Raw genomic sequence first — 26,275 nt, 5'->3', positions numbered from 1 at the left:
TTCTTATTTTTTAATGATTTTTATTGATTTTTGTTCGCCGTTTTTATACAACAATACCACAACATACACTCCTGTTGGGTATGATTGAAAAGCAATGCTTTGGTTGTTTTTGCTATCCAGATTAGAAAAAGAACTAAGTACACGACCATTCAAATCATAAAGCTGTATTGAAGAAACGGAGTTCCCCTCAATCAGTTCCCATTTAAGGTAAAGCTCTTCTTTTACAGGATTTGGATAATAAGAAATGAGATCTTCCGGGAAGAATTTTTGTAAATCTTCGTCTTCCAATGCAGCAATCTCTTTCGCATCAGTCATTTTTGATGTTAAACAATTGATACATAATAATCTTTGGATTTGATTGCCTGCATTATCATAAGAAAACGTAATGCGGTCTTGTGCCTGAGAGATACTACAGCACAAAAACAGTAGAAAAGTAAAAATTTTATTCATTTATGTAAATTTTAGCTATTTTTTAAAAATGTAAGTGACCATTAAATTTTAAATTGAGAATATTTTATGATAATTAGAACCTGTTGAAGGCTTCATTTTTAATTCCAAATAACCGCCTCAACAAGCTCAGTATAATTATAAGCAAATGTAGTAGGAAAAAACACCAACAGGGGGTCTTTTTGTATCAAAGGAAGGCTCCATTTGTAATGTTTTTTTGAGATTAACTTTTGTGAAATAGGTGGTAAAATAAGAATCATCAGACCAAAATACCAGAAGGTAAACAATGGCAATGGCAGACAGAGTAATAGGTTAAGATTTTTCTTTGGTGTAAAAGTTCATTTATTGATTACCAAAACGGTATACCGGTAAGCTTTTGTATCTGGAAGCAAACACGGTACTCAGGCTTTAAAAAAACACCATTTAAATTTAGCCTGCAGAAAGCGAAATGTTTACAGATTCTGCTTACACAAGTATGAGATTGAAGATTTATAACTTGAAAATGATCAGATTTCATTAAAAGTACATCGTAAGTCAAATTCAAAAAAGAAATGACAGCACAAGCACTGCCTCTGTTAAAGAATAATATGCGTAAAAAATAAGCGAATTAAAAACCTATTTCTAAGAAAGATTCATGCTGTAACTTTTGAAGGATGGCTTCTTAAAATAAAAAAAGTCCGTTTCTAAATTCAGGAACGGACTTTTTTATATATGATTTAAATTCTTCTAATCTAAAGATTCTGTTAACTTTTTAAAAACAGTTTTAGCATCTTTTCCTTCATATAAAACACTATATACAGCATCAATAATTGGTGTCTTTGCGCCATAGGCCTGATTTAGTTTATAAGCGCTTTTAACCGCATAATAACCCTCTGCAACCATGCTCATTTCCATCATGGCACTTTTTACCGTATAGCCTTTTCCTATCATATTACCAAACATCCTGTTTCTTGAAAATACAGAATATCCTGTAACCAGTAAATCTCCCAGATAAGCTGAGTCATTGATGTTCCGTTTCATTCTATGGACTTTCTTGATAAATTTTCGCATCTCACGGATTGCGTTGCTCATCATAACAGACTGAAAATTATCACCATAACCTAAGCCATGCGCAATTCCGGCAGCAATAGCGTAAATATTTTTAAGCATTGCCGCATATTCCGTACCTATAATGTCATCTGAAATTTTTGCCTTGATATAATTCCCTGATAAATTTTTAGCAACAATCGAAGCTTTATCCGGATCACCACAGGCAATGGTTAAATACGAAAGCCTTTCCAGTGCAACTTCCTCAGCATGGCAAGGACCAGTTATCACTCCAATATTATAATAAGGAATATCGTATTGAATATGAAAATGCTCCCCTACAATTAAACTCGTTTCAGGAACGATTCCTTTAATGGCAGAAAATATAATTTTATTTTCTAAGGAAACCGTTAGTTTTTGTAATTCATCATTCAGAAAAGCAGATGGAATGGCAAAAATTAAATAATCGGCATACTCAATTGCTTTGTTTATATCGCTCGTTAGTTTAAGTTTATTAGTGTCAAATTCAACCGAACTTAAATAATTTGGATTGTGTTTGTATTTTTGGATATGTTCTATTGCAGCTTCATTACGCATGTACCACGAAATTTCGGAAAGATTCACACATAACATTTTTGCAATAGCTGTTGCCCAGCTTCCTCCACCAATTACTGCAAATTTTAAATTTTCGCTCATTATTTTAATAATTTAAAACAAAAGTACTTAATAATGCAGTAATAACACAAAATCTGATTTAAGAAATTTGAAAAACAGATTTTATTTAATCGTTTACAATGGAATGAAATTAATTTTTAGTTCACACAATAAAATCACAATCACTACGTTGTAAACAATTATAAATTAGATTATAATGAGTTTAGTAAAACTTGAGTTAGTTAGTTTTGTTTTAGTATTCTAAAAAGGCGTTGCTAAATAAATTTAGAACGCCTTTTTTCTTTTATACTATCAGGACACAGTTTTAATAACTCATTTCTACAATTGATTTTACTTTATCTAAAGTCACCAGTTGATTTTCTCCCAAGCCCTTCCATCCTCTTTCATCAAAACGATTTACTATAAAATCTGCTGTTTTGTAATAATCATCGGTATATTGAGAAAGTTTGGTATCCATCCCCATGGTGTGGAAAAATTCAACAGTTTTGTTGATGGCTTCTTTAGCCACTTCATCATCAGGACCAGATAAGTTAAAAATTCTTCTTCCGTATTGCGCTAATTTTTCTTTTTTAGTTTCGAACATTACATTGTACAAACTTGGACCTATAATTGCCAAAGTTCTTGCATGATCAATTCCGTATAAAGCCGTTAATTCGTGACCTATCATGTGCGTTGCCCAATCTGAGGGGACACCTTTTTGAATTAGTCCGTTTAAGGCCATCGTACAACTCCACATAAAGTTGGAAGCCAAAGCATAATCTGTTGGATTTTCAACCACTTTTGGACCTACTTCAATTAAAGTCTGCAAAATTCCCTCTGCAATTCGATCTTGTAAATAACCTTCGTGCGGATAGGTTAAGTATTGCTCCATTACGTGTGTGAAGGCATCAACAACACCATTTTCCAATTGTCTTTTTGGTAAAGAAGCAATTACGGCTGGATCGCAAATAGAAAATTTCGGAAACAAGGCGATTCCGCCAAAAACCAGTTTCTCCTGCGTTGACTGAATGGTAACAACTGATCCTGAATTCATTTCGCTTCCCGTCGCAGGAAGTGTCAGAACAGTTCCAAAAGGCATTGCATTTTCTTTAATCAACAAACGCTTTTGCAAAATATCAATCGGATTTCCCTCAAAATTAACGGCTGCAGAAATGAATTTCACGCCATCAATAACAGATCCGCCACCAACAGCCAGAATAAAATCGATTTTTTCTGTTTTGATAATTTCAACCGCTTTCATTAAAGTTTCAAAATGTGGGTTTGGTTCAATTCCTCCAAATTCAATGATATCAAAACCTTTCAGATTATTGGTGACTTGTTCGTAAATTCCGTTTTTAAAAATACTCCCGCCGCCATAAGCTAAAAGTATTTTTGCCTCTTTTGGAACCAGAGTAGAAAGTTTTTCTATTTGTCCTTTTCCGAAGATTAAATTTGTCGGATTATATAATTCAAAGTTTAACATAGTTTTTTTTTTTAAAAGTTGCTGAGATATTAAGTCGCTAAGCCTCTAAGTTGCTAAGTTTTTTTTAAGTTACCCAAAACTTGGCAACTTAGCGCCTTAGAATCCTATTTATTTAATTGTTGTAATAATTTACCAGCGACTAATTTTGATGATGCCGGATTTTGACCTGTAATCAAAAGTCCGTCTTCTACAGCATAAGCCTGCCAATTTGCACCTTTGGAAAATTTAGCCCCATTTTGTGTTAAAGCATCTTCTAATAAAAACGGAACCACTTTAGTTAAACCTACAGCTTCTTCCTCTTCATTTGTAAATCCGGTTACTTTTTTATCTTTTACTAAATATTCGCCTTTTATTTTTACATTTTTTAAAACTGCCGGAGCGTGACAAACAAAAGCAACAGGTTTATTGTGCGTATAAAAAGACTCAATCAAAGCGATTGAGTTTTTATCTTCAACCAAATCCCATAATGGCCCATGTCCCCCTGGATAAAATACGGCATCATAATCCTTTTGGTTAATAATCGAAAGTTTATGTGTGTGCTTTAGTTTTTCCTGTAATGTTTTATCGGCATCAAACCGTTTAGTATCTTCAGTTGCAGATGCAGGATCTGCACTTTTTGGATCAATTGGTGGCTGGCCTCCAAGAGGAGATGCAATTGTAATTTCAATTCCCTGATCTAGTAATTCATAATAAGGTGCAGCAAATTCTTCTGACCAAAATCCTGTTTTTTCTCCTGTGCTTCCCAGTTTATCATTACTGGTAACAACGAATAATACTTTTTTCATCTCTTTTTTATTTGATTTTTGAGCGACAGCCGATGTGCTTGCTGCTGTAAATGCAATTATTGCGGTTAATGCTATTTTCTTCATAATATTAAATTTTTAGACAAATTTACGTCTTAAGTGATATCAGTAAAAATAAAATAAACTATGTTTGTTATAAATAAAACTATATCATGGTAAATTTAGAATGGTACAGAACATTTAAAGCGGTTTATAAAAATGGAAATTTTTCTATCGCTGCAAAGGAGTTATTTATGAGTCAGCCTGCTGTAAGTCAGCAGATCTCAATGCTGGAAGCTCATGTTGGGAATAAATTATTTATTCGGAAGTCGAAAGGCGTCGAACCCACAGAGTACGCTAAGTTACTGAATAACCTGATTATAGACGCACTTGACCGACTTGAGAATGTAGAAAATACATTTAGGGCTAAGGCGGAAGATGCAACCCGATTAATTTCTGTCGGAATTTCAAGACATCTTTTCAGCAGTGTTGGCAACAGCTTAATTTCAAAATTTGATTTAATCGATTTCACTTTTGCTGATGATGATACTCTTTTTTCATTAGTGGATTCTAAAAAACTGGATTTTGCCATTGTTTCCAAAAAATATGACACGTTTGATACCATTCAGGAAACGGTTGCCAAAATTAAATTAGTAATGGTTGGACCAATGAATTTAGATATAACCGAATTTCGTCAGAATCTAAAATCAGATAATTTTACTGAAGTGGAACAATGGCTGAACGAACAAAAATGGTATTCGCATGATGCGAGAATTCCGCATATAAAACTATTCTGGCTTCACGCTTTCAATAAAAAGAGGCCATCCATGGTTCCCAATTATATCATTCCGTCTGAATTTGAAATGCTCGAAATGCTTTCTAAAAATTCCGGTGTTGCCGTAACGTGGAATTGCAATGCGAGAAAATTTATTCAGCAAAACAAACTGCAACTAGTATGGAATAGTTTCCACGTTCCTGAAGTATATGTTTATCTATTAGCCGCTAAAAACAATAATTTGAAGACTTTTTTTGACACCATTTCAAACGAAGTAAGAATTGCCTTATCTACATAAAACGTAACAGCCTTACTTAAAATCATCAAAAATGATGAGTAATGATAAAATGTCACTCGTTAAATTTGTTTCAGACCGAAATTCGATTTTTGTGTACGTTTTTTGAGTTTAAGCTTTAAATTGCTCAGCGTAAGAAATATAAAACTTTATATTTGTGTAAATCTTACGCATTTAGAATATGACTGAAAAACAAAATATAAAAGTTGCCGTTGATGCCATCGTTTTTGGTTATCAAAACAATCAATTGTATGCACTTTTAATACAACAAAAATTCGGGACCCAGGAATCATACTGGGCTTTGCCAGGAGGTTTGGTCAAAAATAACGAATCATTGCAGGAAGCTGTAAAAAGAGAATTGAAAGAAGAAACCAATGTTATCGTTAATTATTTTGAACAGCTTTTTACATTTGGCGATGATGTGAACCGGGATCCCAGAAACCGTGTAATTTCTGTAGCCTATTTTGCTTTGGTTGATTCCTCAAGATTAAAAATCAAGGCCGATACTGATGCAGAAAACGCTCAATGGTTTAAGATAAATGAAATTCCAGCCTTAGCTTTTGACCATAACATTATTCTGGAAAAAGCAATTGGACGTCTAAAAGCAAAACTTACCTACGAGCCAATTGGATTTGATCTGTTGCCAAAAGAGTTCCTGTTTTCTGAACTGGAGAATTTATACTGCACCATTTTGGAGAAAGAAATTGACAGACGAAATTTTAGAAAAAAAATATTAAGTTTTGAAATCATTGAAGAAACAGATCGTTTTTCTCCTTCAAAAACCGGAAGACCTGCAAAATTATTTAAGTTCAACAAATTGAAATACAATGATCTGATCAAAAAAGGATTTCACTTCGAAATAAAGTTTGCGTAATTTTTACACAAAAAAATTGTTTATTTAAAATTTAATTCTACATTTGCGTATAATTAACGCAAACTAAAAACTATGATACTTAACCTAGACCCAAAATTCAACCCATTTCTTAATCAGGAAGAAATCAAATTTCAAAGTTTTACATTTTCTGGCGGGGAACCACACATTAAAATCAATCCTGATTTTGATACAACTCAAAAAGTAACCCTCACACACCGATTAAATTCTTTCAACGATTTAGGTTTATTGTGTATTACTGTAGACGCTTTACGCAGAATGGATGTTAAGGTAATCGATTTGTTTATTCCGTATTTCCCGGCGGCGAGACAAGACCGTGTTATGATAAAAGGAGAATCTTTATCTGTAAAAGTATATGCTGATATCATCAACACGCTTCAATTAAATAAAGTTTTTGTTTTTGATGCTCATTCTGAAGTTACACCGGCATTGGTGAATAATTGCGAAGTGATCCCAAATCACACTTTTATTCAGAAAGTGTTGAAAGTAATTGGTCAAAATGTAAAATTAATTTCCCCGGATGGCGGAGCTTTAAAGAAAATTTACAAAGTATCTGAATTTTTAGGCGGAGTAGATGTAGTAGAATGCAGCAAAAGCCGTGATGTAAAAACCGGAAAGTTGTCTGGTTTTAAAGTATATGAAGATGATTTAAACGGAATGGATTGTTTAATTGTAGATGATATTTGCGACGGTGGCGGAACTTTCGTTGGTTTGGCCGAAGAACTAAAAAAGAAAAATGCCGGAAAATTATATTTGGCCGTAAGCCACGGAATTTTTAATAAAGGATTTGAAGTATTAAATTGTTTCGATGGCATTTTCACTACCAATTCAGTAAAAGACTTCGAAGGCGAAAGCGTTCAAGTGATTAGTCTGAATAAATTAGTTTAAAAGTTTCAGGTTTCAGGTTACCTCAAAAGACGTGAAACAAACAAAAAGCTATTAACCGTTTCAAGTTTAAGATTCCAAGTTTCAAGTGCAACTTGAAACCTGAAACAAAGAAAACCTGAAACTAACAACAAAAATTATGAGCGATTTAAAACCAAGATTTATTGAATCTTTAAAAAGAAACAATGATCAGATTAGAGAAGACAGAGCCAAAACAATTGGCGAAGATTCTGAGTTAATTTACAGACGCAGGGTTGAAGACATTGAATTAAAAATAAAAAGACTTGAAAGAGAACAAGAAGGATTGATTGATATTAGTCCGTTGGATAAAAACAGTTTGACTTTTGCCGACTTTCAACCGGAAACATTTGTTCAGAGAGACATGGAGTTATCATTAACAATCAGAAATCTAAATATTCAGTTTGAAGTGACAAAAAAGAGATTCGAATATTTATTTGGTAAAACATTTTAGTTATGGGAGGCACAAGATATGATTTAGGAGCTCGGGACGACAGAGCAAAAAAAGCAGGATACGGATTTAAATCTGCAGGTGAGATTTTTACGCAAAATTCTTTACGAATGGCGCACGAATCTATGAATCCAAATGGAATTACCTTTAGAGAAGCCAGAGATTCTGAAGTTCATCCTAATTCAGTTCCGATTATTTTAGGATTGGATGTTACGGGAAGTATGGGGCACATTCCACATGAACTGATTAAAGAAGGACTTCCGAAATTAATGGGCGGAATTATTCAGGGAGGTGTTCCGGATCCGGCACTTTTGTTTTTAGGAATCGGTGACCATGAATGTGACAGATATCCACTTCAGGTTGGTCAATTTGAATCTGGTGATGAAGAATTGGATATGTGGCTGACCAGAACTTATATTGAAGGCGGAGGTGGAGGAAATGGTGGAGAAAGTTATCTTCTGGCGTGGTATTTTGCCGCTTTTCATACCAAAACCGATGCTTTTGAAAAAAGAGGACAAAAAGGATTGTTGTTTACTGTTGGTGATGAGCCAAATTTAGGAACACTTCCGGCATCTGCCATAAAGGAAATTATGGGTCAGGGACAGCAAACATATACAGCTCTCGAATTATTAAAAGAAGCACAAAAACATTACGAAGTGTATCATATCAGCGTTTTGCATTCTGATCAGGCCGTGAGAGCAAATGTAGCATGGAAAGAACTACTGGGAGAAAATTGTTTGTCTATCGAAGATCACAGGGAAATTCCAAATATCATCACCAAGCTAATTTGCGACAAACATAAAAGTAACGCGTCAGGATTGGGAACAATACCATCAGATGGTTTAGAAAATATTGAAATGCTTTAGAAAACATGAAAAAAGCCCAAATAGTTATAGGTTTAGGATTTGGTGATGAAGGAAAAGGAATTACAACAGATTTTCTGGCGAAACAAAATCCTGAATCTATAGTTATTCGGTTTTCGGGAGGGCAACAGGCGGCACATACAGTAATGATTGGTAATAAAAAACACGTTCATTCTAGTTTTGCGAGTGGGGCGCTTCGTGGTTTGCCTTCTTATTATAGTGAACATTGCACGATTCATCCGGTTTTTTTGTTTAATGAAAGAGAAGAATTAAAAGAAAAAGGCGGAAATATTGAGCTTTATATCCACCCTTTGGCAAAAATAACCACGCCCTTTGATGTCTGGCAAAACAGAAATAACGTTAAAAATCTCGATCACGGAACTTGCGGCAAAGGAGTTGGTGCCACAATGAAACGCAATGAAGGTCCGTATAAACTGTATGCGATTGATTTGATTGCGCCAAGACAAATGCTTTTAGAGAAACTGGAAAAGATTGCCTATTATTATGGCTATCTGAATGAAAGTGGAATTGATGAAGAAGTAAATCATTACTTAGAAATCATAGATAAAATAAAGTGGAATATCAGCGATTACAGCTTTTTAGAAAAGTTTTCAAATTTGATTTTTGAAGGAAGCCAGGGCATTTTACTCGACATGGATCACGGTGTTTTTCCGAATGTGACGTATGCCAATACAACATCAAAAAATGCATTTGAAATATGCCGAAAGTTGCAAATTGAAGATATTACCGTTTATTACATCACCAGAAGTTATTGTACAAGACATGGCAACGGCTGGATGCCTAATGAAATAGAATTAAAATTAAAAAACAACGAAGAAGAAACCTGTGTTTATAATGATTTTCAAAGGAAATTTAGAACAGGTGATTTAGATTATGAGCTATTAAATTACAGCTTAAAATTAGATACAGCTTACAGTCCGAAGGCAAAAAGAAACCTTGTGATAACCTGTATGGATCAGTTAGAACAAGAGTATAAATTTGAAAACCTGACAACAGAATTTAATGAAATTTACGGATCGTTTTCGCCAGACTCTAAAGATTTTACAGATATGACTTCTTTGTTTCAATAATAGAAAAATGAAATATAATATAAAAAATATAGCTCCGGAAAGTAAGTTTCTGTTTTTCTGGGGACATCAGCCATGCAAAGACGGAACAATAACTAAAACGTGTTTCAGTCAATGGTGGTTAAGCTCTTTTGAAGTAGATGGTGTGACCTATAAAACCGCTGAACACTGGATGATGGCTAAAAAAGCAGAATTGTTTAATGATGATGAAGTTTTAGCAAAAATTATTAAAGCCAAATCTCCTGCCGAAGCTAAAAAACTAGGTCGTGAAGTGAAGAATTATAATGAAACTCTTTGGTTAGCCGCCAGATTTGAAATTGTGAAACAAGGAAATTATCATAAATTCAGTCAGCATCCTGAGTTAAAGACTTTTTTACTAAATACAAAAGACAGGGTTATAGTAGAAGCAAGTCCTGTTGATGCAATTTGGGGAATTGGAATGGCGAGTGATCATAAAGATGTTCTCAATCCGGAAAAGTGGAAAGGTTTGAATCTTTTGGGTTTTGCTTTGATGGAAGTCAGGAATGAATTGAATAAATTTAGAATTATGAAAATTGAAGTTATAAAAGCAGACATAACAGAAATTAATATTGATGCAATTGTCAACGCAGCCAATACTTCTTTATTAGGCGGCGGCGGTGTAGATGGGGCAATTCACAGAAAAGGTGGAAAAGCAATTCTAGAAGAGTGTATTCAAATTCGGAATAGACAAGGCGGATGTAAAACAGGAGAAGCTGTAATAACAACAGCTGGTAATTTACCTGCAAAATATGTTATTCATACCGTTGGTCCGGTTTGGAATGGTGATAAGGAAGAAAAGTCAAAACTGTTAGCAGATTGCTATCAAAATAGTCTAGATCTTGCTGTACAAAATGGAATTAAAAACATTGCATTTCCAAATATTAGCACTGGAATTTATCACTTTCCAAAAGATAAAGCAGCTGAAATTGCTATTAAGACAGTGAAAGATTTCGATAAATTTTCAGAAATAGACAAAATAATATTTGTTTGTTTTGATGATGAGAATTATCAAATTTATAAAGAACTCCTAGAAAGCTAGAATATGAATGAAAAAGCAGCAAAAAACGTAAGCAAGTTCCTGAGTTTAGTACTGAGACATTCGCCGGAAACCATCGGATTAAAATTAGACGAAAATGGCTGGGCTGATGTAGAAGAATTAATCTCAAAATGTTCCGAAAACGGAAATGCATTAAATGCGGAACTTCTGGATTACGTAGTAGAAAATAATGATAAAAAGCGTTTTGCCTTTAATGAAGATAAAACGAAAATCAGGGCAAGTCAGGGACATTCACTTTCAGTAGAATTAAATTTGAATGAAACAGAACCTTTCGAGTTTTTATATCATGGAACTGTTGAGAAGTTTTTAGAAAGCATTAAAAAGGAAGGTCTTCAGAAAATGAGCCGCCAACATGTACACCTTAGTAAAGATAAAGAAACAGCTATTAAAGTTGGTGGAAGAAGAGGAGTTCCTCAGATTTTGACTGTTAGAAGTGGTGAAATGTACAAAGATGGATATACCTTTTATTTATCTGAAAATAATGTTTGGCTGACAGAGGAGGTTCCGGCAAAATATATAGAGTTTAAATCATGAAAAGAACTTTAGTTTTTGGAGATATTCACGGCGGATTAAAAGCATTAATTCAGTTGTTAGAAAAGATTGACTATTCAGAAGATGACAGACTTATTTTTCTGGGAGATTATGTTGATGGCTGGAGCGAATCGGCACAAGTTATTGCTTTTCTGATTGATTTATCACAAAAACAGGAATGTGTTTTTATAAGAGGCAATCATGATGTTTGGTGTCAGGAATGGCTAATGAATGATGTAATAAATGAGATTTGGTTTTTGCATGGAGGAAAATCAACTATAGAAAGTTATCATAATATTGATCACTTAGCAAAAGAAAAGCATTGTGAGTTTTTCAATAACATGAAAGATTATTTTGTGGATGAAAATAATAATTTGTTTATTCATGCCGGTTTTTCATCTATGCATGGCCCAGAGAAAGAACACTATAAAACCAATTACTCCTGGGACAGAACACTTTGGGAAATGGCTCTGACAATGGACAAGAGAATCAAAAAAGATTCGCTCTCCTATCCTAAAAGATTATTACTCTATAATGAGATTTACATTGGCCATACACCAACACTTTATTACAATATTGATATTCCAATGCAAGGCTGCAATGTCTGGAATATTGATACCGGAGCAGGTTTTTATGGCAAATTAAGCTGTATCGATATTGAAACAAAAACATTTTGGCAAAGTGATGCTGTACAATCATTTTATCCAGATGAAAAAGGAAGAAATAAGTAGCTGTAAAATATGATTGAGGTAAAAAGAATAATTATACAAAGACACACGAAGAAAAAACACAAAACTCCACAAAGAAAATTAAAACTTTGCGAGTCTCTGTGATAACTTTGTGAATCTCTGTGAAACCTAAAATTAACGAGAATTTAAATAACTAAAACAATATGAACCCACTATTACTAACAGACGGTTACAAAGTTGACCACAGAAGACAATACCCGGACAAAACTACATTAGTATATTCTAACTGGACACCCAGAAAATCAAGAATTGAAGGTCTTGATGAAGTTGTGTTTTTTGGATTGCAGTATTTCATCAAAAAATACATCATTCATGATTTTGATGCTTATTTCTTCAAACAGCCAAAAGAAGAAGTCGTTAAAAAATACACACGCAGAATCAATAATTATTTGGGCGAAAACCAGGTTGGAACCAAACATATTGAAGATTTACATGATTTAGGCTATATCCCGATGGTTTTCAAAGCTTTGCCGGAAGGTGCAAGTGTGCCTTTGAGAGTACCCATGTTTACCATGTACAATACAATTCCGGAGTTTTTCTGGCTGACGAATTATTTTGAGACATTACTTTCTGCCGTAATTTGGCTGCCTTGTAACTCAGCTACAATTGCAAGGGAATACAGAAAAGTATTGGATAAATATGCAGATGAAACATCATCTGTTCCTGATTTTGTCAACTGGCAGGGACATGATTTCTCAATGAGAGGAATGGGCGGAATCGAAGCTGCAATAACATCTGCAGCCGGGCATTTATTGAGTTTTACAGGTTCAGATACCATCCCGGCGATTGACTTTTTTGAAGAATATTACTACGCCAATTCTGATACCGAATTAATTGCCGGTTCAGTTGCTGCAACAGAGCATTCTGTAATGTGTATGGGAACGACAGAAGGCGAATGCGAAACCTTCAAAAGATTAATTACAGAGGTTTATCCAAAAGGAATTGTTTCTATCGTTTCTGATACCTGGGATTTATGGAAAGTACTAACGGATTATTTACCACGTTTAAAAGATGATATCGTTGCCAGAGAAGGTAAAGTTGTGATTCGTCCTGATAGTGGTGATCCGGTGGATATTATCTGTGGAAATCCAAACGGAAAGACGGCAGAAGAAAAACAAGGTGTTATTGAACTGCTTTGGAATGTCTTTGGAGGCTCAGTTAATGTAAAAGGATATAAAGAGCTTATTCCTCAAATTGGAGCCATTTACGGCGATAGTATTACGGTAGCAAGAGCAACACAAATTTGCGAAAGATTAAAAGAAAAAGGTTTTGCTTCTACAAACGTTGTTTTAGGAATTGGTTCTTTTACCTATCAATACAACACCAGAGATACTTTTGGTTTTGCCATGAAAGCCACTTATGGTGAAGTTGATGGAGAAGGAAGAGCTATTTTTAAAGACCCAATTACGGATGACGGAACTAAAAAATCAGCAAAAGGCCTGATGAAAATTGACCTAGTTGATGGTATATATCATTTAACGGATAATGTTTCATGGGAAGAAGAAAAACAGGGCGAATTAAAAGAAGTTTTCAGAGACGGAAAACTTCTGACTGATCAATCTCTAAGTGACATCAGGGCCCGTGTTAGTACAAGCATAAGTATTGAGGCATAAATATCATAAACAGGTTATAAAAGAGTATCAATAACTAAAAATATAAACTATGAAAATTCCATCCCTTATAATTTTAGCAGGCAGCTGTTTTATAACCTGCATGGTTCATTCGCAAACATTAAATAAAACAAAAAAGATGGCAGAAAATCATTATCCAAAAGCCCTGGTTGATTATGAAGATTTTAAAAATCTTGTAACCGAATTAGAAAAGCAAAGAGATGAGCGCTTAGTCTGTCTGGATGTTTTCCTGAAAATGGCGAAAGAAAAAAATACCGTAATCCTGGACACACGTTCTGATTTTAGATTTAACAGAAAACATTTGAAAGGAGCCATACATTTAGATTTCACCGACTTTACGCAGGAAAATCTTCTAAAACTAATTCCGGACACTAATACAAAAATATTGATTTACTGTAATAATAATTTTGATGGTGATCCTATAGATTTTGCTTCTAAAATGTCCAAGCCAAAAAACAATATGGAAACGCAGATATTATCTAACAGAAAGCCAATTATGCTGGCATTGAACATACCAACACATATTAACCTTTTTGGATACGGTTACAAAAACATTTACGAATTAGATGAGCTCATAAATATAAATGATTCGAGAATAAAATTTGAAGGAACAGAAGTGAAATAATAAACTCCTCTAAAACTAAAAAGCCTGAATTGATAACGATTCAGGCTTTTTTTATTTCTTATAAAAATTATTATGATCGATATATTGCCAAACTTTAGAAGGTAAAAGTGGCTGGATATTTTTTCCTTTTTTGATGTTGTTACGAATAAACGTAGATGATATTTCTACAACCGGCGCATCAATAATATGAACTTTGGGATGCGATTTCAATTCGATATTTTCCGGTTCTTCTGAAATGCGTGGGTAAACATAAATGTCATGATTGTTTAAAAGCACTTCGTAGTTTTTCCACTTATGAAGCGTTTTCAAATTATCCTCGCCCATGATCAGTGAAAATTCATGATTGGGATATTTATCATGCAGGTGCGCCAAAGTATTTACTGTGTAATTTGGCTGAAGCAATTTAAACTCAATATCCGAAGGTTTTATTTTAGGAAAATCTTCTGTAGCCAGATAAACCATCTGCAAACGATGATGGTCATCAAGTAATGTGGCTTTCTTTTTTAACGGATTATGTGGTGTAACCACCATCCAAACCTGATCTAAATCGGCAAATTCAGCCATGTGATTGGCTATAATCAAGTGACCAACATGAATGGGATTGTATGTTCCGAAGTAGAGACCTATTTTCATTGTAGTAGTCCTTAGTTTATTAGTGGTTAGTACTTAGTTTTTTTAGTACTTAGTCTCTAAGGTATAATTTTTTGATTATTCTTTTAAATTTTTTGAGAAAGCATTTATCATTTTGCTTTCTTCTTCAATTAGAAACATAATCTCATTAAATAAGAGATCATTAGAAATAAAATCTAATTCTTTTGCTATAATCAGTTGGGTTTCAATTTCATTTAATGAACCTCTGGAAATATTCAAAAAATGATTAAATGATTTATCAGTCTGTCGTCCAAACCCCTCCGCAATATTTGAAGGGATAGACACACTTGCTCTTTTTAACTGGCTCGTTAGGGCATATATTTCTTCTTTCGGAAAACTTCTTGTAAGCTTATAAACCAAAACAACAATTTTTATCCCTTTTTGCCAAATAAGTAACTCTTTGTAAGATTTAATTCCACTCATAAATTTTATGCGTTCATTCTACTTCTCAGACTAAGGACTAAATCACTACTTCGAAACAAAATTCTTCACCAATTGATGTGCTTCTTCAAGAGCCAAAGACAAATCATAATTTTTAATGATTACATCAAATTGCGGAGCAGTAGCCAATTCTACAGAAGCCTTAGCAATACGCATATTGATTTTGTCGTCACTTTCGGTAGAACGTTCTTTTAACCTGCGTTTTAGTTCGTCAACACTTGGTGGTTTTACGAAAACGGCTAAGGTCTGTTGCGGAAATTTGTGTTTGATACGCAATCCGCCGGCAACATCAATATCAAAAATGACGTTTTTGCCCAAAGCCCAGATTCTTTCGATTTCCGATTTTAAAGTTCCGTAGAAATTATCCCGGTATACTTCTTCCCATTCCAGGAAATCTTCTGCTTTGATGTGTTTTTTGAATTCTTCAATCGAAATAAAATAATAATCTTTTCCGTTAACTTCTTCTCCACGTGGTTCACGGGAAGCTGCTGAGATTGAAAATTCTAAATTCAAATCTTCCTGCGCCAGTAAATGTCTTACTATAGTTGTTTTCCCCGATCCCGAAGGTGCAGAGAAAACAATTAATTTTCCTTTGTTCATTCTTTATTTATATGTGATCAGTCATTCCAAAGATTAAACTCCTTTTTCATGATTGATAGTAATTCATTATATGAAATTAGTTCATCAACTTTTGGATAATGTTTTAAATAGGTTTCAGGATTATAAAAAGAAAAATTATTCTTAATCTTTCCATTTTTAATATAAACCTGATATCCTGCTCCATCTGTAACAACAATCTTTTTTCTGGTAAATATCTTTTCACTCTTTTCTAAATCTATAAACGGAGTACTTAATTTATATTCTATGCTTTCCATATTTGGAAGAAACTCCATATTGGTTAACAAAAAATTCAACCAAATCAGATATGCATCTTTAGGTTTTAATTTTCCAATGTTCTCTTTAGGAAAACGCAATTCATCAATTTTAGTTACTTGATTTAACGTTTTTGAATATGAATATTTAATAACAATCCAATTGTTATTTCCTTCATCATACATTCTGAAAATTTCCATTGTGTTGGTAATGGAATAATTTTTATAAATGCGAATTTCCTTTTCAAATTTTAACGTATCAGGTATTTCTAAAACCTTATTTATTTCCGAAACGTCTTGAGCTTTAACATGGTAGCTAAACAAAAAGAGTAGTACTGATAATAGAAAAAGTTTCATGCCTTTTACAAAACATTTAAAACCTGTTCTTTAATCTTTTCCAATTCATCTTTCATCATCACCACCAGTTTCTGCATTTGAGCGTGATTCGATTTTGAACCCATCGTATTGATTTCGCGACCCATTTCCTGAGTGATAAAGCCTAATTTTCTACCATTGGCTTCCGTTCCTTCAATCGTTTCAAGGAAATAATCTAAATGGTTCGTTAAACGAACTTTTTCTTCTGTAATATCCAGTTTTTCTAAATAATAAATCAATTCCTGTTCGAAACGATTTTCATCAACATTCACTTTCAATTCTGAAATAGCTGTTTGCAGACGGTCTTTTATCGTCTGAACTCTTTCCGGGTCCAAAGCCAAAGCATCCTCCATGTATTGGCGGATATTTCCAATTCGGAGATTGAATTCTTTTTCCAGCGATTCACCTTCGTCTCTTCTGAAACTTAAAATATTTTGTAATGCTTCTTCAATAATAACCTGAATTTGCTCCCAATCATTTTCATCAATTTCTTCACGTTCCGTTTTTAGGGTATCCGGCATACGGACAGCCATTTTCATCAGTTCGGTTTCATCAGCATCAGGATATACTTCCCGTAATTGGGCAATATAGTTTTTTACAACAGGAACATTTACTTTTGTAGAGGTCTGTTCAGAAGTACTTTCGATGTAAATCGCAAAGTCTACTTTTCCTCTTTCCAGTTTGGTCGAAATTAAAGTACGTAAACCCAATTCCATTTCACGATAAACAGATGGCATTCTAACGTTCAGATCTAAACCTTTACTATTTAAAGATTTCACTTCTACAGTAATCTTTTTTGTTGGTAATTGCAAAGAAGCTTTACCAAAACCCGTCATCGATTGTATCATATAATTGAGTATAAAGGCGCAAAGATAATTAAAAGTTCGCAGTGTTGGGATGAAAACAGTTTTCAGTCACGGTTTTCAGTTTTACTCCAAAGCTTTCATAACCTGTAAAATATTTTGCTGGCTGTTACCAATATAAATTTTGCTATTAATTATAAAAACTGGCCGGCTTAAAAAAGTATAATGTTCTAAAATATATTTTTTAAAATCAGCTTCTGTTAAAGCTTTATTTTTTAAATCCATGGACTTATACAATTGTGCTTTTTTGCTGAATAGTGCTTCATAACTACCTGACAAATTATACATTTCATCAAGTTCTCCTTCAGTTATTGGATTTTGCTTGATGTCATGAAAAACCAAATTGTTATCTTTTGGTAAGCTTTTGATAATTTTTCGGCAAGTGTCGCAGGAAGCTAAATAGTATATTTTGTTCATGATTTGTTGTTTTTAGATACAAAGAAAATTCATTGGAACTTAAAATTGGCTAATTTTATAAAAAAAATAAAATTATGAAATCAGCTTTTGAAGTTCAGAAAACAAGTAGAAATATTATTTTAAAAATTTTAGAGAATCATTCATTAGAGCAATTAAACAAAATCCCGGAAGGCTACAATAATAATATCATTTGGAATATTGGGCATATTATAGCCTCACAGCAGGCTCTGGTTTATAAGTTATCGGGATTATCAACAATGGTTTCAGATGAATTTATGAATAAATATAAAAAAGGCACCAAGCCCGAAGATATTGTTTCACAAACTGAAATAGATGAAATAAAAACTTTACTTGAAGTAACTTTTCTACAAACAGCAGAAGACTTTATTCATAACATTTTCACAAATTACACTAAATACACAACCAGTATGGGTATTACTCTTCGAAATGTAGAAGAAGCCATAAACTTCAATAACTATCATGAGGGAATTCATACCGGAATAATTATGAGTATTCGGAAATTTGTATGAGCATTTTAAATTTTATTATTGTATGGTTTCAAGCGTAACTGTCATGGCACCGGCTCCTTTACTTTTGGTAATATCCATGAAAGCTCTTTTGGACAAATCAATTTCCCTGGTTTTAACAAACGGCCCCCTATCAGTAATTTCAACAATTACAAATTTTCCATTGGCTTCGTTTGTAACTTTTACTCTTGTTCCAAAAGGTAGTTTTTTATGTGCGGCAGTATATTTATTATTGTTAAAACGTGTACCGCTTGCCGTTTTTCTTCCATTAAAACGGTCATGATAGTAGGACGCATGAGCCGATTTTTTATAAACTTTCAATTTTAAACCATCAAGACTAAAAACAGAGTCGTTTTCAGTGAAGCTTACTATTTTTAATTTATCTGTTTTTAAAGTATCCTGAATTATTTTATTTTCAATAGGTTTGCTTTGACTCATAAGAAACGTAAAACCGCTTAAAAGTAACATTGCAGGTATGGAGAGTATACTATATTTTTTATGCCTCATAGTTTATTTTTTTTCAGACTTGGGGAGTTTGTACAAATAATATGCCGAGATAAAAAAAGCCCGGAACAGGGCTTATTTTGGTTTTATTGAAACCATAGTTTCCAAGGAATCCTGCTTAGAATAAGCACTAAACCTAAAGTGTAAAAAATAGCAAAAGTTTTAAATTTTGCTTCACTGTTAATTATTTTTTTATGTTTTGACCAGCCTATTGTAATTAGAACAATTGCTATTAAATTAATTAATGGATGCTCTAATGAGGTTAAACGAAGTGCCGCATTTTTCATTTCTCCTAATTGTTGAAAACCTAATGGAGAAACAAAATAAACTATTAGACCAATTAATAATTGTGTATGAATTCCGATTAAAGCAAATAATGCAATTCTGCGATCCTTGCCTGTAAATTCTTTTTTTGAAATGAATCCGATCAGTGCATTTACAACAGCTATCAATAAAATCAGCAAAGCAAGGTAGGCCCAACCAGAGTGTAATTCTTTTATAAAATTGTACATAAATTTGTTTTTTTATTTTCAAATATAATAAAAAAAGGTATAAAAAAAACGGCATTGAACTATAAAGTCAATGCCGTTTTAATTATTTATTATGTTTCTTATTTACATTTTATAAACTAAATTATTTACCAAATATATATCTAATTGTAAATTGTGCTTGCCAAACATCAAATGTTGATGAGTTTTTTTGGAAAGTATCTTTAATTAAAGTTCTGTTTCCAGATGCATCTGCCTGAGTTGCTAACTGATAAAACGGAACGTTGTTACCATCTGTTGTTCTGTAGTTAAGGATTGTTGCGTTAGTTGCTCTTTGTGTAACACCCCAATCTTTATTTAGCATATTAGTAAAATTCAAGATATCCGCTCTAAATTGGAAACTATTTCTTTTTCCTGCAATATTAATAAATAAGTCTTGTGTAATTGATAAATCCAATCTGTGTAACATTGGTAGCATGGCTCCATTTCTTTCAGCATATTGACCTCTTCTGTCAGAAAGATACTTGTCTTGGTTAATATATGCATCCAAAGCTTCTTGTTGTTGAGCTTCAGTATAGTTAGTAACAACATTTACACCATCTACAACATTAGTAACAGTTAACGGTTGGAAACGTATTTCGCTGGCATTATTAGGCACATAGATCAGGTCATTTGCGTTAACTCTGTCTCCATTCATATCTCCTCCGTATGTATAGCTAAATGGCCCAGCCTGCTCACCAATGTAACCTAAGTTGATTGAGGTTGCCCCTCCATATTCTTTACCATATTCAAGCCTGTATCCAATAACCCCAACAATTCTATGTGGTGTGTTATTATTTGACACTGAAACAGCTAAGTCGTTGTTTCCGTTTACTGATCTTGCACCAGTCCAAGAACCAGCAGCAATAGAACCGGCAGACATTAAATCATAAGCTCCAGAATGAGTGTATGCCAGAGATCCCCATAAGCCATTTTGGTAAGGATACTCTAATTTGAATGTTGTAGAGTAGAAGTATCCGTCGTCAGTATTGGTTAAAACGATTCCGTTTGAAACATTGTCGTTTACACGAACACCGACATCGGTACGAGCATATCTTGGTCTGTTATCAGGACCACTAAAAGTTCCAATAGGAGCATCTAAATTAGCGTTGTAATAACTAATTGCATTGATATTTTTTTGAAAAATTCCTTCAACAGTTCCTGTAAAACCAAAAGGTAATTTTTGATCAACAGCTAAAGTAGTTTTCCATACTTGTGGGAATTTAAACTTTTTGTCTGTAAATGCTAAATCAAAAGTCGATGGAAGTGTAGGTGTGCCTGGAATGAAATAGTCATTAGGTCTTGGTGTAAAACCATATCCTCCTGTTCCAACAGCAGCACCGCTAGAATCAACAAATCCGGTCAAGATTCCATTGTTACCAATAGAATTAGATAAAAATACTCCAGGTGCCCTTCCGGTAAAAATTCCGCTACCTCCTCTAAGTATTGTTGAAGCATCTCCATTAAAGTCTAAATTAAATCCAATTCTAGGTTCAAATAAATATTGTGTATCTGGCATTTCACCAGTGTTAAATTGTTCGCCATTTGCAAATGTCATTGCAGTTACTGCAGGGTTTTCTAAAGCTGTGTCACCAAACCAAACAGCTGTAGCTCTTAATCCAAGACTAACTTTTAATCTATCGCTCAGTTTAATTTCATCTTGTGCATATAAGTCAAGTTTATTTGATTTATATATTTGTAATGGCTCTACAGCTCCAGGCAATGCCGAATATCTAAATTGAGTTCGAGAAGGAAGGTTTGCTGTTGATGGGGCTCCACCATTATTTGCTGATTCATTTGCGGCATCATAAAAATCTTGAAGAGAATCAAAAATATAAACTCCGTTAGACCCAGAAAAAAACAAATTACTTGATTTAAAGTACTCAAAGTTAGCTCCTAATACGATTGAATGTTTACCAATAGTTTTAGTTAAGTTATCAGTAAAATGTAAAGTAGAGTAAGTAAGTTTGTTTCCTTGAGTAAAAGGATCTAAACCAACAGAAATTAATGTGTTTGCTCCTTCTTTGATGTCAATGGTAGGAAATAATCCACCACCTTGTAAAGCTCTATCTTCTATTTGCTTGTCGTAGCCTGCAATAAAATTATTGTGCCATGAGTTACCTAATTTACTATTTAACTCAACAACAATAGATCTCGTATTATCTAGAATTACGTAACCACTATTTTTATAAGACATTGCTAGCGGGCTAGTTCTTCTGTTTCCAAATCCTAGTGAATTTGAGTTTGAAGTTAATTCATCTGAAGATGAATCATGGAATACATAACGTGCAGAAAGTTTATGATTATCATTAATGTTCCAATCCAATCTAGTTAAGAATTTTTTAGATGTTTTTTCTGCATCATAATTTTCCCAAGGACCTGTAGTATATCCAAATCTATCTTGCATAAAATTTGAAAGATCTTGCATTTGAGTGTAAGTAGGCAAAGATGCTTGTCCACTTGATTGTGGAGATCCGGTAGAAGTCCATGTTGTAGCAGGGCTTAGGTTTTCAATCGTTTCAAAGTTACCAAAGAAAAACAATTTGTCTTTAATGATTGGAGCACCTAAACGAGCACCTAATATTTTTTCGTCAAATTTTCCAGGAACAATGTCAACATCTCCAGCATGAGTACCAATAAAACTTTTCTTATTACTTCTGAATGAATGATATATAGATCCCTCAAATTCGTTTGTTCCACTTCTAGTTACGGCATTGATTCCTGAACCTAAAAATCCTGATTGACGAACATCATAAGGAGCAATATTTACTTGAAGTTGCTCAATAGCATCTAATGAAATTGCAGTAGATCCGGTTCTACCTCCGGCTTGTGAATCAGAACCAAGTCCAAATCCATTATTAAACACAGAACCATCAATTGTAAAGTTATTTAATCTTGAATCTTGTCCTCCAAAAGTACCGTTTGCACCAGCATTGGCATTATATTTTGTAACAGAATTGATAGAACGGGCTCCTAAAACAGGTACAGCAGCAATTTCTCTGTTTGAAAACTGTTGTGAAGCACCAGTTCTTCCTTTATTAAAATTTCCTTTTGATTTTGTCGTTACAACAACTTCTTGAAGAGCATTTGATTCTTCTTCAATAGTAACATTCACTGTTAAATTATTCCCTAATCCAGCGTTAATATCTGTAATTTCAGTCGTTTTATATCCAATATATGAAACTTTCACCGTGTATGGCCCACCTGGTCTAAGACCCTGAGCAGAATATCCACCGTCAAAATCACTAGTAGAAAAATACTTTGTACCAGTAGGTTTATGTATAATTTCTACAGTTGCCCCAGGAAGCGCCTCTCCCTTCGACGATCTAACAGTTCCTGACATTGCAGAACTTGTAACCTGCGCATGACCAAGGGCAGATAAAAAAATAATCAAAATAAAAATAATTTTTTTCATTTTTGTGTTTGTTAAGTTTATTGTTTTTGGCAAAATTATAACATTTTAATTAGATAATGTTATCGAAATGTTAAGAAAAACAAGTTTTACGCATTGTGTTGAACATTAAAACGATTTTATCTATATATGATAGATAAAATATAATTTTTTAAATTTTACTTTATTTTTTTTGTTAAAATCATAATAATAAATTCAATTCAGGTGTTCAAACACGTAATAATCATCATGTTTTGTAAGACTTATTTATAATTTATAAGAAAAAAACGCCTTAAATATAGTATTCAAGGCGTTTGATATTAAATAAAGTTTTAAGCTATTTATTACTTAAAAAGTGATTAAGTAAAAATGAAGTAGAGCTATCATGAGTTTTTATCGTCTTTGAATTTATTTCTTCCAAAATAGAATTGGCTAATTGTTTTCCTAATTCTACTCCCCATTGATCATAACTGAATATGTTCCAGATAATTCCCTGAACAAAAATCTTATGCTCGTATAAGGCAATCAAAGAACCTAAACTTTTAGGAGTTAATTTTTCAATCAGGATTGTATTAGTAGGTTTGTTCCCTGTAAAGACTTTAAATGGCAATAAATAAGATGCCTTTTCTGCAGAAAGCCCTTGTTTGTCAAATTCAGCCTGAACTTGTGTCGCCGTTTTTCCGTTCATCAAAGCTTCCGTCTGAGCAAAAAAGTTGGACATCAATTTATCGTGATGGCCTTCATTTCCGTATAATGGTTTAACGAATCCAATAAAATCGGTCGGAATTAATTTTGTTCCCTGGTGGATCAATTGAAAAAAGGCATGTTGCGAATTTGTTCCCGGCTCTCCCCAAATAATAGTTCCGGTTTGATAGTTAACCGGTTTTCCATCACGGCCAACACTTTTCCCGTTACTTTCCATTGTTGCCTGTTGCAGATATGGAGCCAATTTTTGCAAATATTGTGTATACGGAATCAAAGCTTCACTTTCGGCACCAAAAAAATTATTGTACCAAACACTTAGCAAAGCTAAAACAACCGGAATATTTTGATCAAATTCTGCCGATTTAAAATGTTCGTCCATTTCGTTGGCACCTTTCAATAAATCATTATAATTATCAAAACCAACAGCCAAAGCAATACTTAAACCAACAGCACTCCATAAAGAGAATCTTCCTCCAACCCAATCCCACATTGGAAAAACATTGTCCGGATTAATTCCAAATTCTGTTACTTTTTGAATATTGGTAGAAACTGCCACAAAATGCTTGGCAATATCTTCCTGGGAAGCCGATTTTAAAAACCATTCTTTTATAGTTTCTGAGTTCGATAAAGTTTCCTGAGTGGTAAACGTTTTAGAAACAATCAAAAAAAGTGTTGTTTCAGGATTTATTTTTTTGATTACTTCGTTAACGTGATCACCGTCTACATTCGAAACAAAATGTACATTCAAATGATTTTTGTAAAACTGCAATGCTTCAACAGCCATTACCGGACCAAGATCAGAACCTCCAATACCAATATTAACAATATCTGTAAAAGCTTTTCCGGTATACCCTTTTCTTTCTCCCGAAATTACTTCATTTGTAAAATTTTTAATTTTATTTTTTACTTCGTAAACTTCCGGAATTACGTTCTCTCCATCTACTTTTATCACTGCCGATTCCGGTGCACGTAAAGCGGTATGCAAAACTGCCCTGTTTTCTGTCTGATTGATTATTGCTCCTCCAAAATAATCTTCAATTGCATTTTTTAATCCGATAGAATTAGCCAGTTCAAGTAAAAGAGAAATGGTTTCCTGATTGATATTGTTTTTAGAATAATCAACCAAAAAGTCATTCCATTGCAAATTGAATTTTTCAACACGCGCATTATCCTGTTGAAACAATTCCTTTATAGTTGTAGCCTGAATTGCATTATAGTGGTTTTGCAGTTTTTTCCACGCTTCAGTCCCAGTTGGGTTTGTTGTGTTTAAAGCCATTTTATTATAAGTTGTTTTTTTAGAAACACAAAAATACTGAAATTAGTATTTAATACTTGTTTGCATGGCAATTAGTTACGAAATCGTTTTATTTCAATACTAAAGCTCATTGAGGATTTTTATAATTAGTGCTAACGGAAAAACAATCAATCCAATAATAAATATTGTTTTACCATGTTTTCTGTCTGCGTTGTTATAAGAATAAATTCTTTCTCCGTTTGGAAGTGTTTTTTTAGAGGTCCATAATGAATAGCCAATGACAATTCCAATCCCTCCACCTAAAAATGAAAACAAATAACCGGCAATTATCCATGGCTTTTGATTTTCCTCTGGCTTGGTTAAAATTTTTAAACGTTCTTTTTTCAAAGAAGTAAGCATTTCCGGATCAATTGTTTTCCCTCTGTTTGTTAAGATTTTTTGCGCCAGTTTATAATCAAAAATATTCCATTCATCAGATTTTAAAAGAACTTCATATAGTTCTTCATTCGAAAAACTTAATAAATAGTAATCCGGGGCAATTTTGTCGAGAATGTCTTCTGCGTCCTTTTCAAGAACAGCCTCAGCTTTTTCAAAATCTGATGAATCTATCTTTATTTCATATTGATTTAGCAAAGTGCTTCCGGAAAAAGTAACATCCACAGGAGCAATATTATCTCCTAAAAAAGTTTTAATATTGTTTTTATTTAATAATACCTCAAGTTCCTGAGCTTGAAGTAATGTTGGGAAATTTCGAAAAACAGTCCAATTTTCAGTCATTTTTAGGGATAGGTTTTAGAACAAGAAATTATAATTTGGAGATTTTTATAAGATAATGGAGATTTTCGTTTCAACATTACCATATTTTCCACCAAGGTTTTTTGTTAACTTTAATAGTTTTCTTCTCTATGTTAATTTCAATTCTTTTCAAAGATTCTAATTTTATTTTTGAGTCATCAAAAAACATTTCGCCATTATCATTCATTCCAATTGGTGATTCTGTTCTTTTTTTCCATTCCTGAGTTTGTAATTCCGGAATTAACGGTGAATTGATTTTATCAATAAATTTTTTCCTGGCCTTATCTGTAATTTCTTCTTCTAGGTTTGAAGTTGAATTTTTAAAGAGCGAAAGTGAATTGTCAGGAATATTTAAAAGAAAAACTTGTGTTTTATTGTCAATTCTATGAATATCCAATACCTTAAAATAAGCGATAGTATCTAAAAGAAAATGACCAATTTTTGCCGAGTCAGGATTAAATTTCGATAAATCTTTTGCGCTAGCACTTGCAATCAGATATCTGAAATTTACCGAAAGTCCGCCGCCGATAGAAGTCATATCGGTGAATCCTTTTTCCTGAATTATCTGTCCGGTCTTATAATTTGAAATTAAGTTATCAGGAAGATTTGTATCTCTGTAAAATAGTTTTAAATCTGAAAAAGTTTCATTGTAAATTGCTTTAAGCCGAGCATTTTTCAT

General features: G+C 33.3%; 28 protein-coding genes and 1 pseudogene. 13 read left to right on the top strand and 16 right to left on the bottom strand.

Annotated features, from left to right (window positions below; translation table 11 throughout):
• Window positions 1-3: 3 nt before the first annotated feature.
• The 4 genes from J2W48_RS07660 to J2W48_RS07645 all read right to left on the bottom strand — a co-directional run bounded on the left by J2W48_RS07660 (window position 4) and on the right by J2W48_RS07645 (window position 4,479).
• Entirely contained in the window at window positions 4-450 is a 447-nt protein-coding gene (locus J2W48_RS07660; protein WP_310280022.1) for a T9SS type A sorting domain-containing protein, read from the bottom strand.
• 723 nt (window positions 451-1,173) lie between these two features.
• Window positions 1,174-2,169, bottom strand: a complete 996-nt coding sequence (locus J2W48_RS07655) for an NAD(P)H-dependent glycerol-3-phosphate dehydrogenase (protein WP_310280021.1) — start codon at window positions 2,167-2,169, stop codon at window positions 1,174-1,176.
• 283 nt (window positions 2,170-2,452) lie between these two features.
• Window positions 2,453-3,610, bottom strand: a complete 1,158-nt coding sequence (locus tag J2W48_RS07650; protein WP_310280020.1) for an iron-containing alcohol dehydrogenase — start codon at window positions 3,608-3,610, stop codon at window positions 2,453-2,455.
• A gap of 104 nt (window positions 3,611-3,714) precedes the next feature.
• Window positions 3,715-4,479: a type 1 glutamine amidotransferase domain-containing protein gene (locus J2W48_RS07645; RefSeq protein WP_310280018.1), complete on the bottom strand. Its 765-nt coding sequence runs from the start codon at window positions 4,477-4,479 to the stop codon at window positions 3,715-3,717.
• A gap of 86 nt (window positions 4,480-4,565) precedes the next feature.
• On the opposite strand from J2W48_RS07645, the gene J2W48_RS07640 reads away from it, so the two are divergent.
• The 12 genes and pseudogenes from J2W48_RS07640 (at window position 4,566) to J2W48_RS07585 (ending at window position 14,273) form a co-directional block, all read left to right on the top strand.
• On the top strand, window positions 4,566-5,465 hold the full coding sequence (locus tag J2W48_RS07640; RefSeq protein ID WP_310280016.1) for a LysR family transcriptional regulator: 900 nt from the start codon (window positions 4,566-4,568) through the stop codon (window positions 5,463-5,465).
• 178 nt (window positions 5,466-5,643) lie between these two features.
• A complete protein-coding gene (locus J2W48_RS07635) occupies window positions 5,644-6,336 on the top strand; it encodes an NUDIX hydrolase (protein ID WP_310280014.1) in 693 nt (230 codons plus the stop codon).
• A 72-nt stretch (window positions 6,337-6,408) separates the two neighbouring features.
• The gene (gene prs / locus J2W48_RS07630) at window positions 6,409-7,242 is read left to right on the top strand and encodes a ribose-phosphate diphosphokinase (protein WP_310280011.1); all 834 of its coding nucleotides are present in this window, start codon (window positions 6,409-6,411) and stop codon (window positions 7,240-7,242) included.
• Window positions 7,243-7,378: 136 nt separating this feature from the next.
• The gene (locus J2W48_RS07625; RefSeq protein WP_310280009.1) at window positions 7,379-7,711 is read left to right on the top strand and encodes a hypothetical protein; all 333 of its coding nucleotides are present in this window, start codon (window positions 7,379-7,381) and stop codon (window positions 7,709-7,711) included.
• A gap of 2 nt (window positions 7,712-7,713) precedes the next feature.
• A complete protein-coding gene (locus J2W48_RS07620; protein ID WP_310280007.1) occupies window positions 7,714-8,574 on the top strand; it encodes a hypothetical protein in 861 nt (286 codons plus the stop codon).
• 5 nt (window positions 8,575-8,579) lie between these two features.
• Entirely contained in the window at window positions 8,580-9,662 is a 1,083-nt protein-coding gene (locus tag J2W48_RS07615; RefSeq protein ID WP_310280005.1) for an adenylosuccinate synthetase, read from the top strand.
• A 7-nt stretch (window positions 9,663-9,669) separates the two neighbouring features.
• Window positions 9,670-10,191: pseudogene (locus J2W48_RS07610) on the top strand (NADAR family protein); the annotation flags it as partial.
• The gene (locus tag J2W48_RS07605; protein ID WP_310280377.1) at window positions 10,171-10,719 is read left to right on the top strand and encodes an O-acetyl-ADP-ribose deacetylase; all 549 of its coding nucleotides are present in this window, start codon (window positions 10,171-10,173) and stop codon (window positions 10,717-10,719) included. The pseudogene J2W48_RS07610 and the gene J2W48_RS07605, both read left to right, overlap by 21 nt.
• Window positions 10,720-10,722: 3 nt before the next feature.
• Entirely contained in the window at window positions 10,723-11,271 is a 549-nt protein-coding gene (locus tag J2W48_RS07600) for an RNA 2'-phosphotransferase (protein WP_310280003.1), read from the top strand.
• Window positions 11,268-11,999: a metallophosphoesterase family protein gene (locus J2W48_RS07595; RefSeq protein WP_310280001.1), complete on the top strand. Its 732-nt coding sequence runs from the start codon at window positions 11,268-11,270 to the stop codon at window positions 11,997-11,999. The genes J2W48_RS07600 and J2W48_RS07595 overlap by 4 nt, the downstream gene beginning before the upstream one ends.
• 161 nt (window positions 12,000-12,160) lie before the next feature.
• On the top strand, window positions 12,161-13,630 hold the full coding sequence (locus J2W48_RS07590) for a nicotinate phosphoribosyltransferase (RefSeq protein WP_310279999.1): 1,470 nt from the start codon (window positions 12,161-12,163) through the stop codon (window positions 13,628-13,630).
• Window positions 13,631-13,679: 49 nt separating this feature from the next.
• Window positions 13,680-14,273, top strand: coding sequence for a rhodanese-like domain-containing protein (locus J2W48_RS07585; RefSeq protein ID WP_310279997.1), 594 nt, complete (start codon window positions 13,680-13,682; stop codon window positions 14,271-14,273).
• A gap of 51 nt (window positions 14,274-14,324) precedes the next feature.
• Here J2W48_RS07585 and nadD read toward each other — a convergent pair whose 3' ends face one another.
• From nadD to J2W48_RS07555, 6 genes are all read right to left on the bottom strand, one after another.
• Window positions 14,325-14,906, bottom strand: coding sequence for a nicotinate (nicotinamide) nucleotide adenylyltransferase (gene nadD, locus J2W48_RS07580; RefSeq protein ID WP_310279995.1), 582 nt, complete (start codon window positions 14,904-14,906; stop codon window positions 14,325-14,327).
• Between the two features lie 75 nt (window positions 14,907-14,981).
• Complete coding sequence (locus J2W48_RS07575) at window positions 14,982-15,347, bottom strand: four helix bundle protein (protein WP_310279993.1); 366 nt, start codon at window positions 15,345-15,347, stop codon at window positions 14,982-14,984.
• 45 nt (window positions 15,348-15,392) lie between these two features.
• Entirely contained in the window at window positions 15,393-15,965 is a 573-nt protein-coding gene (gene gmk / locus J2W48_RS07570) for a guanylate kinase (RefSeq protein WP_310279991.1), read from the bottom strand.
• A gap of 17 nt (window positions 15,966-15,982) precedes the next feature.
• Window positions 15,983-16,594, bottom strand: a complete 612-nt coding sequence (locus tag J2W48_RS07565; RefSeq protein WP_310279989.1) for a hypothetical protein — start codon at window positions 16,592-16,594, stop codon at window positions 15,983-15,985.
• 5 nt (window positions 16,595-16,599) lie between these two features.
• Window positions 16,600-17,460 (bottom strand): YicC/YloC family endoribonuclease, encoded by an 861-nt coding sequence (locus tag J2W48_RS07560; protein ID WP_310279987.1) that lies wholly within the window; start codon window positions 17,458-17,460, stop codon window positions 16,600-16,602.
• An 81-nt stretch (window positions 17,461-17,541) separates the two neighbouring features.
• Complete coding sequence (locus tag J2W48_RS07555; protein ID WP_310279985.1) at window positions 17,542-17,892, bottom strand: arsenate reductase family protein; 351 nt, start codon at window positions 17,890-17,892, stop codon at window positions 17,542-17,544.
• 74 nt (window positions 17,893-17,966) lie between these two features.
• Here J2W48_RS07555 and J2W48_RS07550 point away from each other — a divergent pair, with 74 nt between their 5' ends.
• A complete protein-coding gene (locus tag J2W48_RS07550; RefSeq protein WP_310279983.1) occupies window positions 17,967-18,422 on the top strand; it encodes a DinB family protein in 456 nt (151 codons plus the stop codon).
• Between the two features lie 15 nt (window positions 18,423-18,437).
• Here J2W48_RS07550 and J2W48_RS07545 read toward each other — a convergent pair whose 3' ends face one another.
• The 6 genes from J2W48_RS07545 to J2W48_RS07520 form a co-directional block, all read right to left on the bottom strand.
• The gene (locus J2W48_RS07545) at window positions 18,438-18,926 is read right to left on the bottom strand and encodes a septal ring lytic transglycosylase RlpA family protein (protein ID WP_310279981.1); all 489 of its coding nucleotides are present in this window, start codon (window positions 18,924-18,926) and stop codon (window positions 18,438-18,440) included.
• Window positions 18,927-19,009: 83 nt separating this feature from the next.
• A complete protein-coding gene (locus J2W48_RS07540) occupies window positions 19,010-19,435 on the bottom strand; it encodes a hypothetical protein (RefSeq protein WP_310279979.1) in 426 nt (141 codons plus the stop codon).
• A gap of 121 nt (window positions 19,436-19,556) precedes the next feature.
• Entirely contained in the window at window positions 19,557-22,865 is a 3,309-nt protein-coding gene (locus J2W48_RS07535; RefSeq protein ID WP_310279977.1) for a TonB-dependent receptor, read from the bottom strand.
• Window positions 22,866-23,178: 313 nt separating this feature from the next.
• Window positions 23,179-24,822, bottom strand: a complete 1,644-nt coding sequence (pgi, locus tag J2W48_RS07530; protein WP_310279975.1) for a glucose-6-phosphate isomerase — start codon at window positions 24,820-24,822, stop codon at window positions 23,179-23,181.
• A gap of 99 nt (window positions 24,823-24,921) precedes the next feature.
• Window positions 24,922-25,578, bottom strand: coding sequence for a hypothetical protein (locus J2W48_RS07525; protein ID WP_310279972.1), 657 nt, complete (start codon window positions 25,576-25,578; stop codon window positions 24,922-24,924).
• A gap of 76 nt (window positions 25,579-25,654) precedes the next feature.
• On the bottom strand, window positions 25,655-26,275 hold the full coding sequence (locus J2W48_RS07520; RefSeq protein ID WP_310279970.1) for a hypothetical protein: 621 nt from the start codon (window positions 26,273-26,275) through the stop codon (window positions 25,655-25,657).

It is taken from the genome of Flavobacterium piscis (assembly GCF_031457575.1).
Taxonomy (GTDB): domain Bacteria; phylum Bacteroidota; class Bacteroidia; order Flavobacteriales; family Flavobacteriaceae; genus Flavobacterium; species Flavobacterium piscis_A.
This window is presented reverse-complemented; position numbering and strand designations above follow the sequence as displayed.

Coding starts and splice junctions, on each gene's coding strand:
- J2W48_RS07555 (WP_310279985.1), bottom strand. CDS start 17,892: ATGAACAAAATATACTATTTAGCTTCCTGCGACACTTGCCGAAAAATT.
- pgi (WP_310279975.1), bottom strand. CDS start 24,822: ATGGCTTTAAACACAACAAACCCAACTGGGACTGAAGCGTGGAAAAAA.
- J2W48_RS07585 (WP_310279997.1), top strand. CDS start 13,680: ATGAAAATTCCATCCCTTATAATTTTAGCAGGCAGCTGTTTTATAACC.
- J2W48_RS07600 (WP_310280003.1), top strand. CDS start 10,723: ATGAATGAAAAAGCAGCAAAAAACGTAAGCAAGTTCCTGAGTTTAGTA.
- J2W48_RS07640 (WP_310280016.1), top strand. CDS start 4,566: ATGGTAAATTTAGAATGGTACAGAACATTTAAAGCGGTTTATAAAAAT.
- J2W48_RS07590 (WP_310279999.1), top strand. CDS start 12,161: ATGAACCCACTATTACTAACAGACGGTTACAAAGTTGACCACAGAAGA.
- J2W48_RS07525 (WP_310279972.1), bottom strand. CDS start 25,578: ATGACTGAAAATTGGACTGTTTTTCGAAATTTCCCAACATTACTTCAA.
- J2W48_RS07565 (WP_310279989.1), bottom strand. CDS start 16,594: ATGAAACTTTTTCTATTATCAGTACTACTCTTTTTGTTTAGCTACCAT.
- J2W48_RS07595 (WP_310280001.1), top strand. CDS start 11,268: ATGAAAAGAACTTTAGTTTTTGGAGATATTCACGGCGGATTAAAAGCA.
- J2W48_RS07660 (WP_310280022.1), bottom strand. CDS start 450: ATGAATAAAATTTTTACTTTTCTACTGTTTTTGTGCTGTAGTATCTCT.
- gmk (WP_310279991.1), bottom strand. CDS start 15,965: ATGAACAAAGGAAAATTAATTGTTTTCTCTGCACCTTCGGGATCGGGG.
- J2W48_RS07620 (WP_310280007.1), top strand. CDS start 7,714: ATGGGAGGCACAAGATATGATTTAGGAGCTCGGGACGACAGAGCAAAA.
- J2W48_RS07655 (WP_310280021.1), bottom strand. CDS start 2,169: ATGAGCGAAAATTTAAAATTTGCAGTAATTGGTGGAGGAAGCTGGGCA.
- J2W48_RS07560 (WP_310279987.1), bottom strand. CDS start 17,460: ATGATACAATCGATGACGGGTTTTGGTAAAGCTTCTTTGCAATTACCA.
- J2W48_RS07545 (WP_310279981.1), bottom strand. CDS start 18,926: ATGAGGCATAAAAAATATAGTATACTCTCCATACCTGCAATGTTACTT.
- J2W48_RS07535 (WP_310279977.1), bottom strand. CDS start 22,865: ATGAAAAAAATTATTTTTATTTTGATTATTTTTTTATCTGCCCTTGGT.
- J2W48_RS07550 (WP_310279983.1), top strand. CDS start 17,967: ATGAAATCAGCTTTTGAAGTTCAGAAAACAAGTAGAAATATTATTTTA.
- J2W48_RS07650 (WP_310280020.1), bottom strand. CDS start 3,610: ATGTTAAACTTTGAATTATATAATCCGACAAATTTAATCTTCGGAAAA.
- nadD (WP_310279995.1), bottom strand. CDS start 14,906: ATGAAAATAGGTCTCTACTTCGGAACATACAATCCCATTCATGTTGGT.
- J2W48_RS07575 (WP_310279993.1), bottom strand. CDS start 15,347: ATGAGTGGAATTAAATCTTACAAAGAGTTACTTATTTGGCAAAAAGGG.
- prs (WP_310280011.1), top strand. CDS start 6,409: ATGATACTTAACCTAGACCCAAAATTCAACCCATTTCTTAATCAGGAA.
- J2W48_RS07615 (WP_310280005.1), top strand. CDS start 8,580: ATGAAAAAAGCCCAAATAGTTATAGGTTTAGGATTTGGTGATGAAGGA.
- J2W48_RS07605 (WP_310280377.1), top strand. CDS start 10,171: ATGGAAGTCAGGAATGAATTGAATAAATTTAGAATTATGAAAATTGAA.
- J2W48_RS07520 (WP_310279970.1), bottom strand. CDS start 26,275: ATGAAAAATGCTCGGCTTAAAGCAATTTACAATGAAACTTTTTCAGAT.
- J2W48_RS07645 (WP_310280018.1), bottom strand. CDS start 4,479: ATGAAGAAAATAGCATTAACCGCAATAATTGCATTTACAGCAGCAAGC.
- J2W48_RS07625 (WP_310280009.1), top strand. CDS start 7,379: ATGAGCGATTTAAAACCAAGATTTATTGAATCTTTAAAAAGAAACAAT.
- J2W48_RS07540 (WP_310279979.1), bottom strand. CDS start 19,435: ATGTACAATTTTATAAAAGAATTACACTCTGGTTGGGCCTACCTTGCT.
- J2W48_RS07635 (WP_310280014.1), top strand. CDS start 5,644: ATGACTGAAAAACAAAATATAAAAGTTGCCGTTGATGCCATCGTTTTT.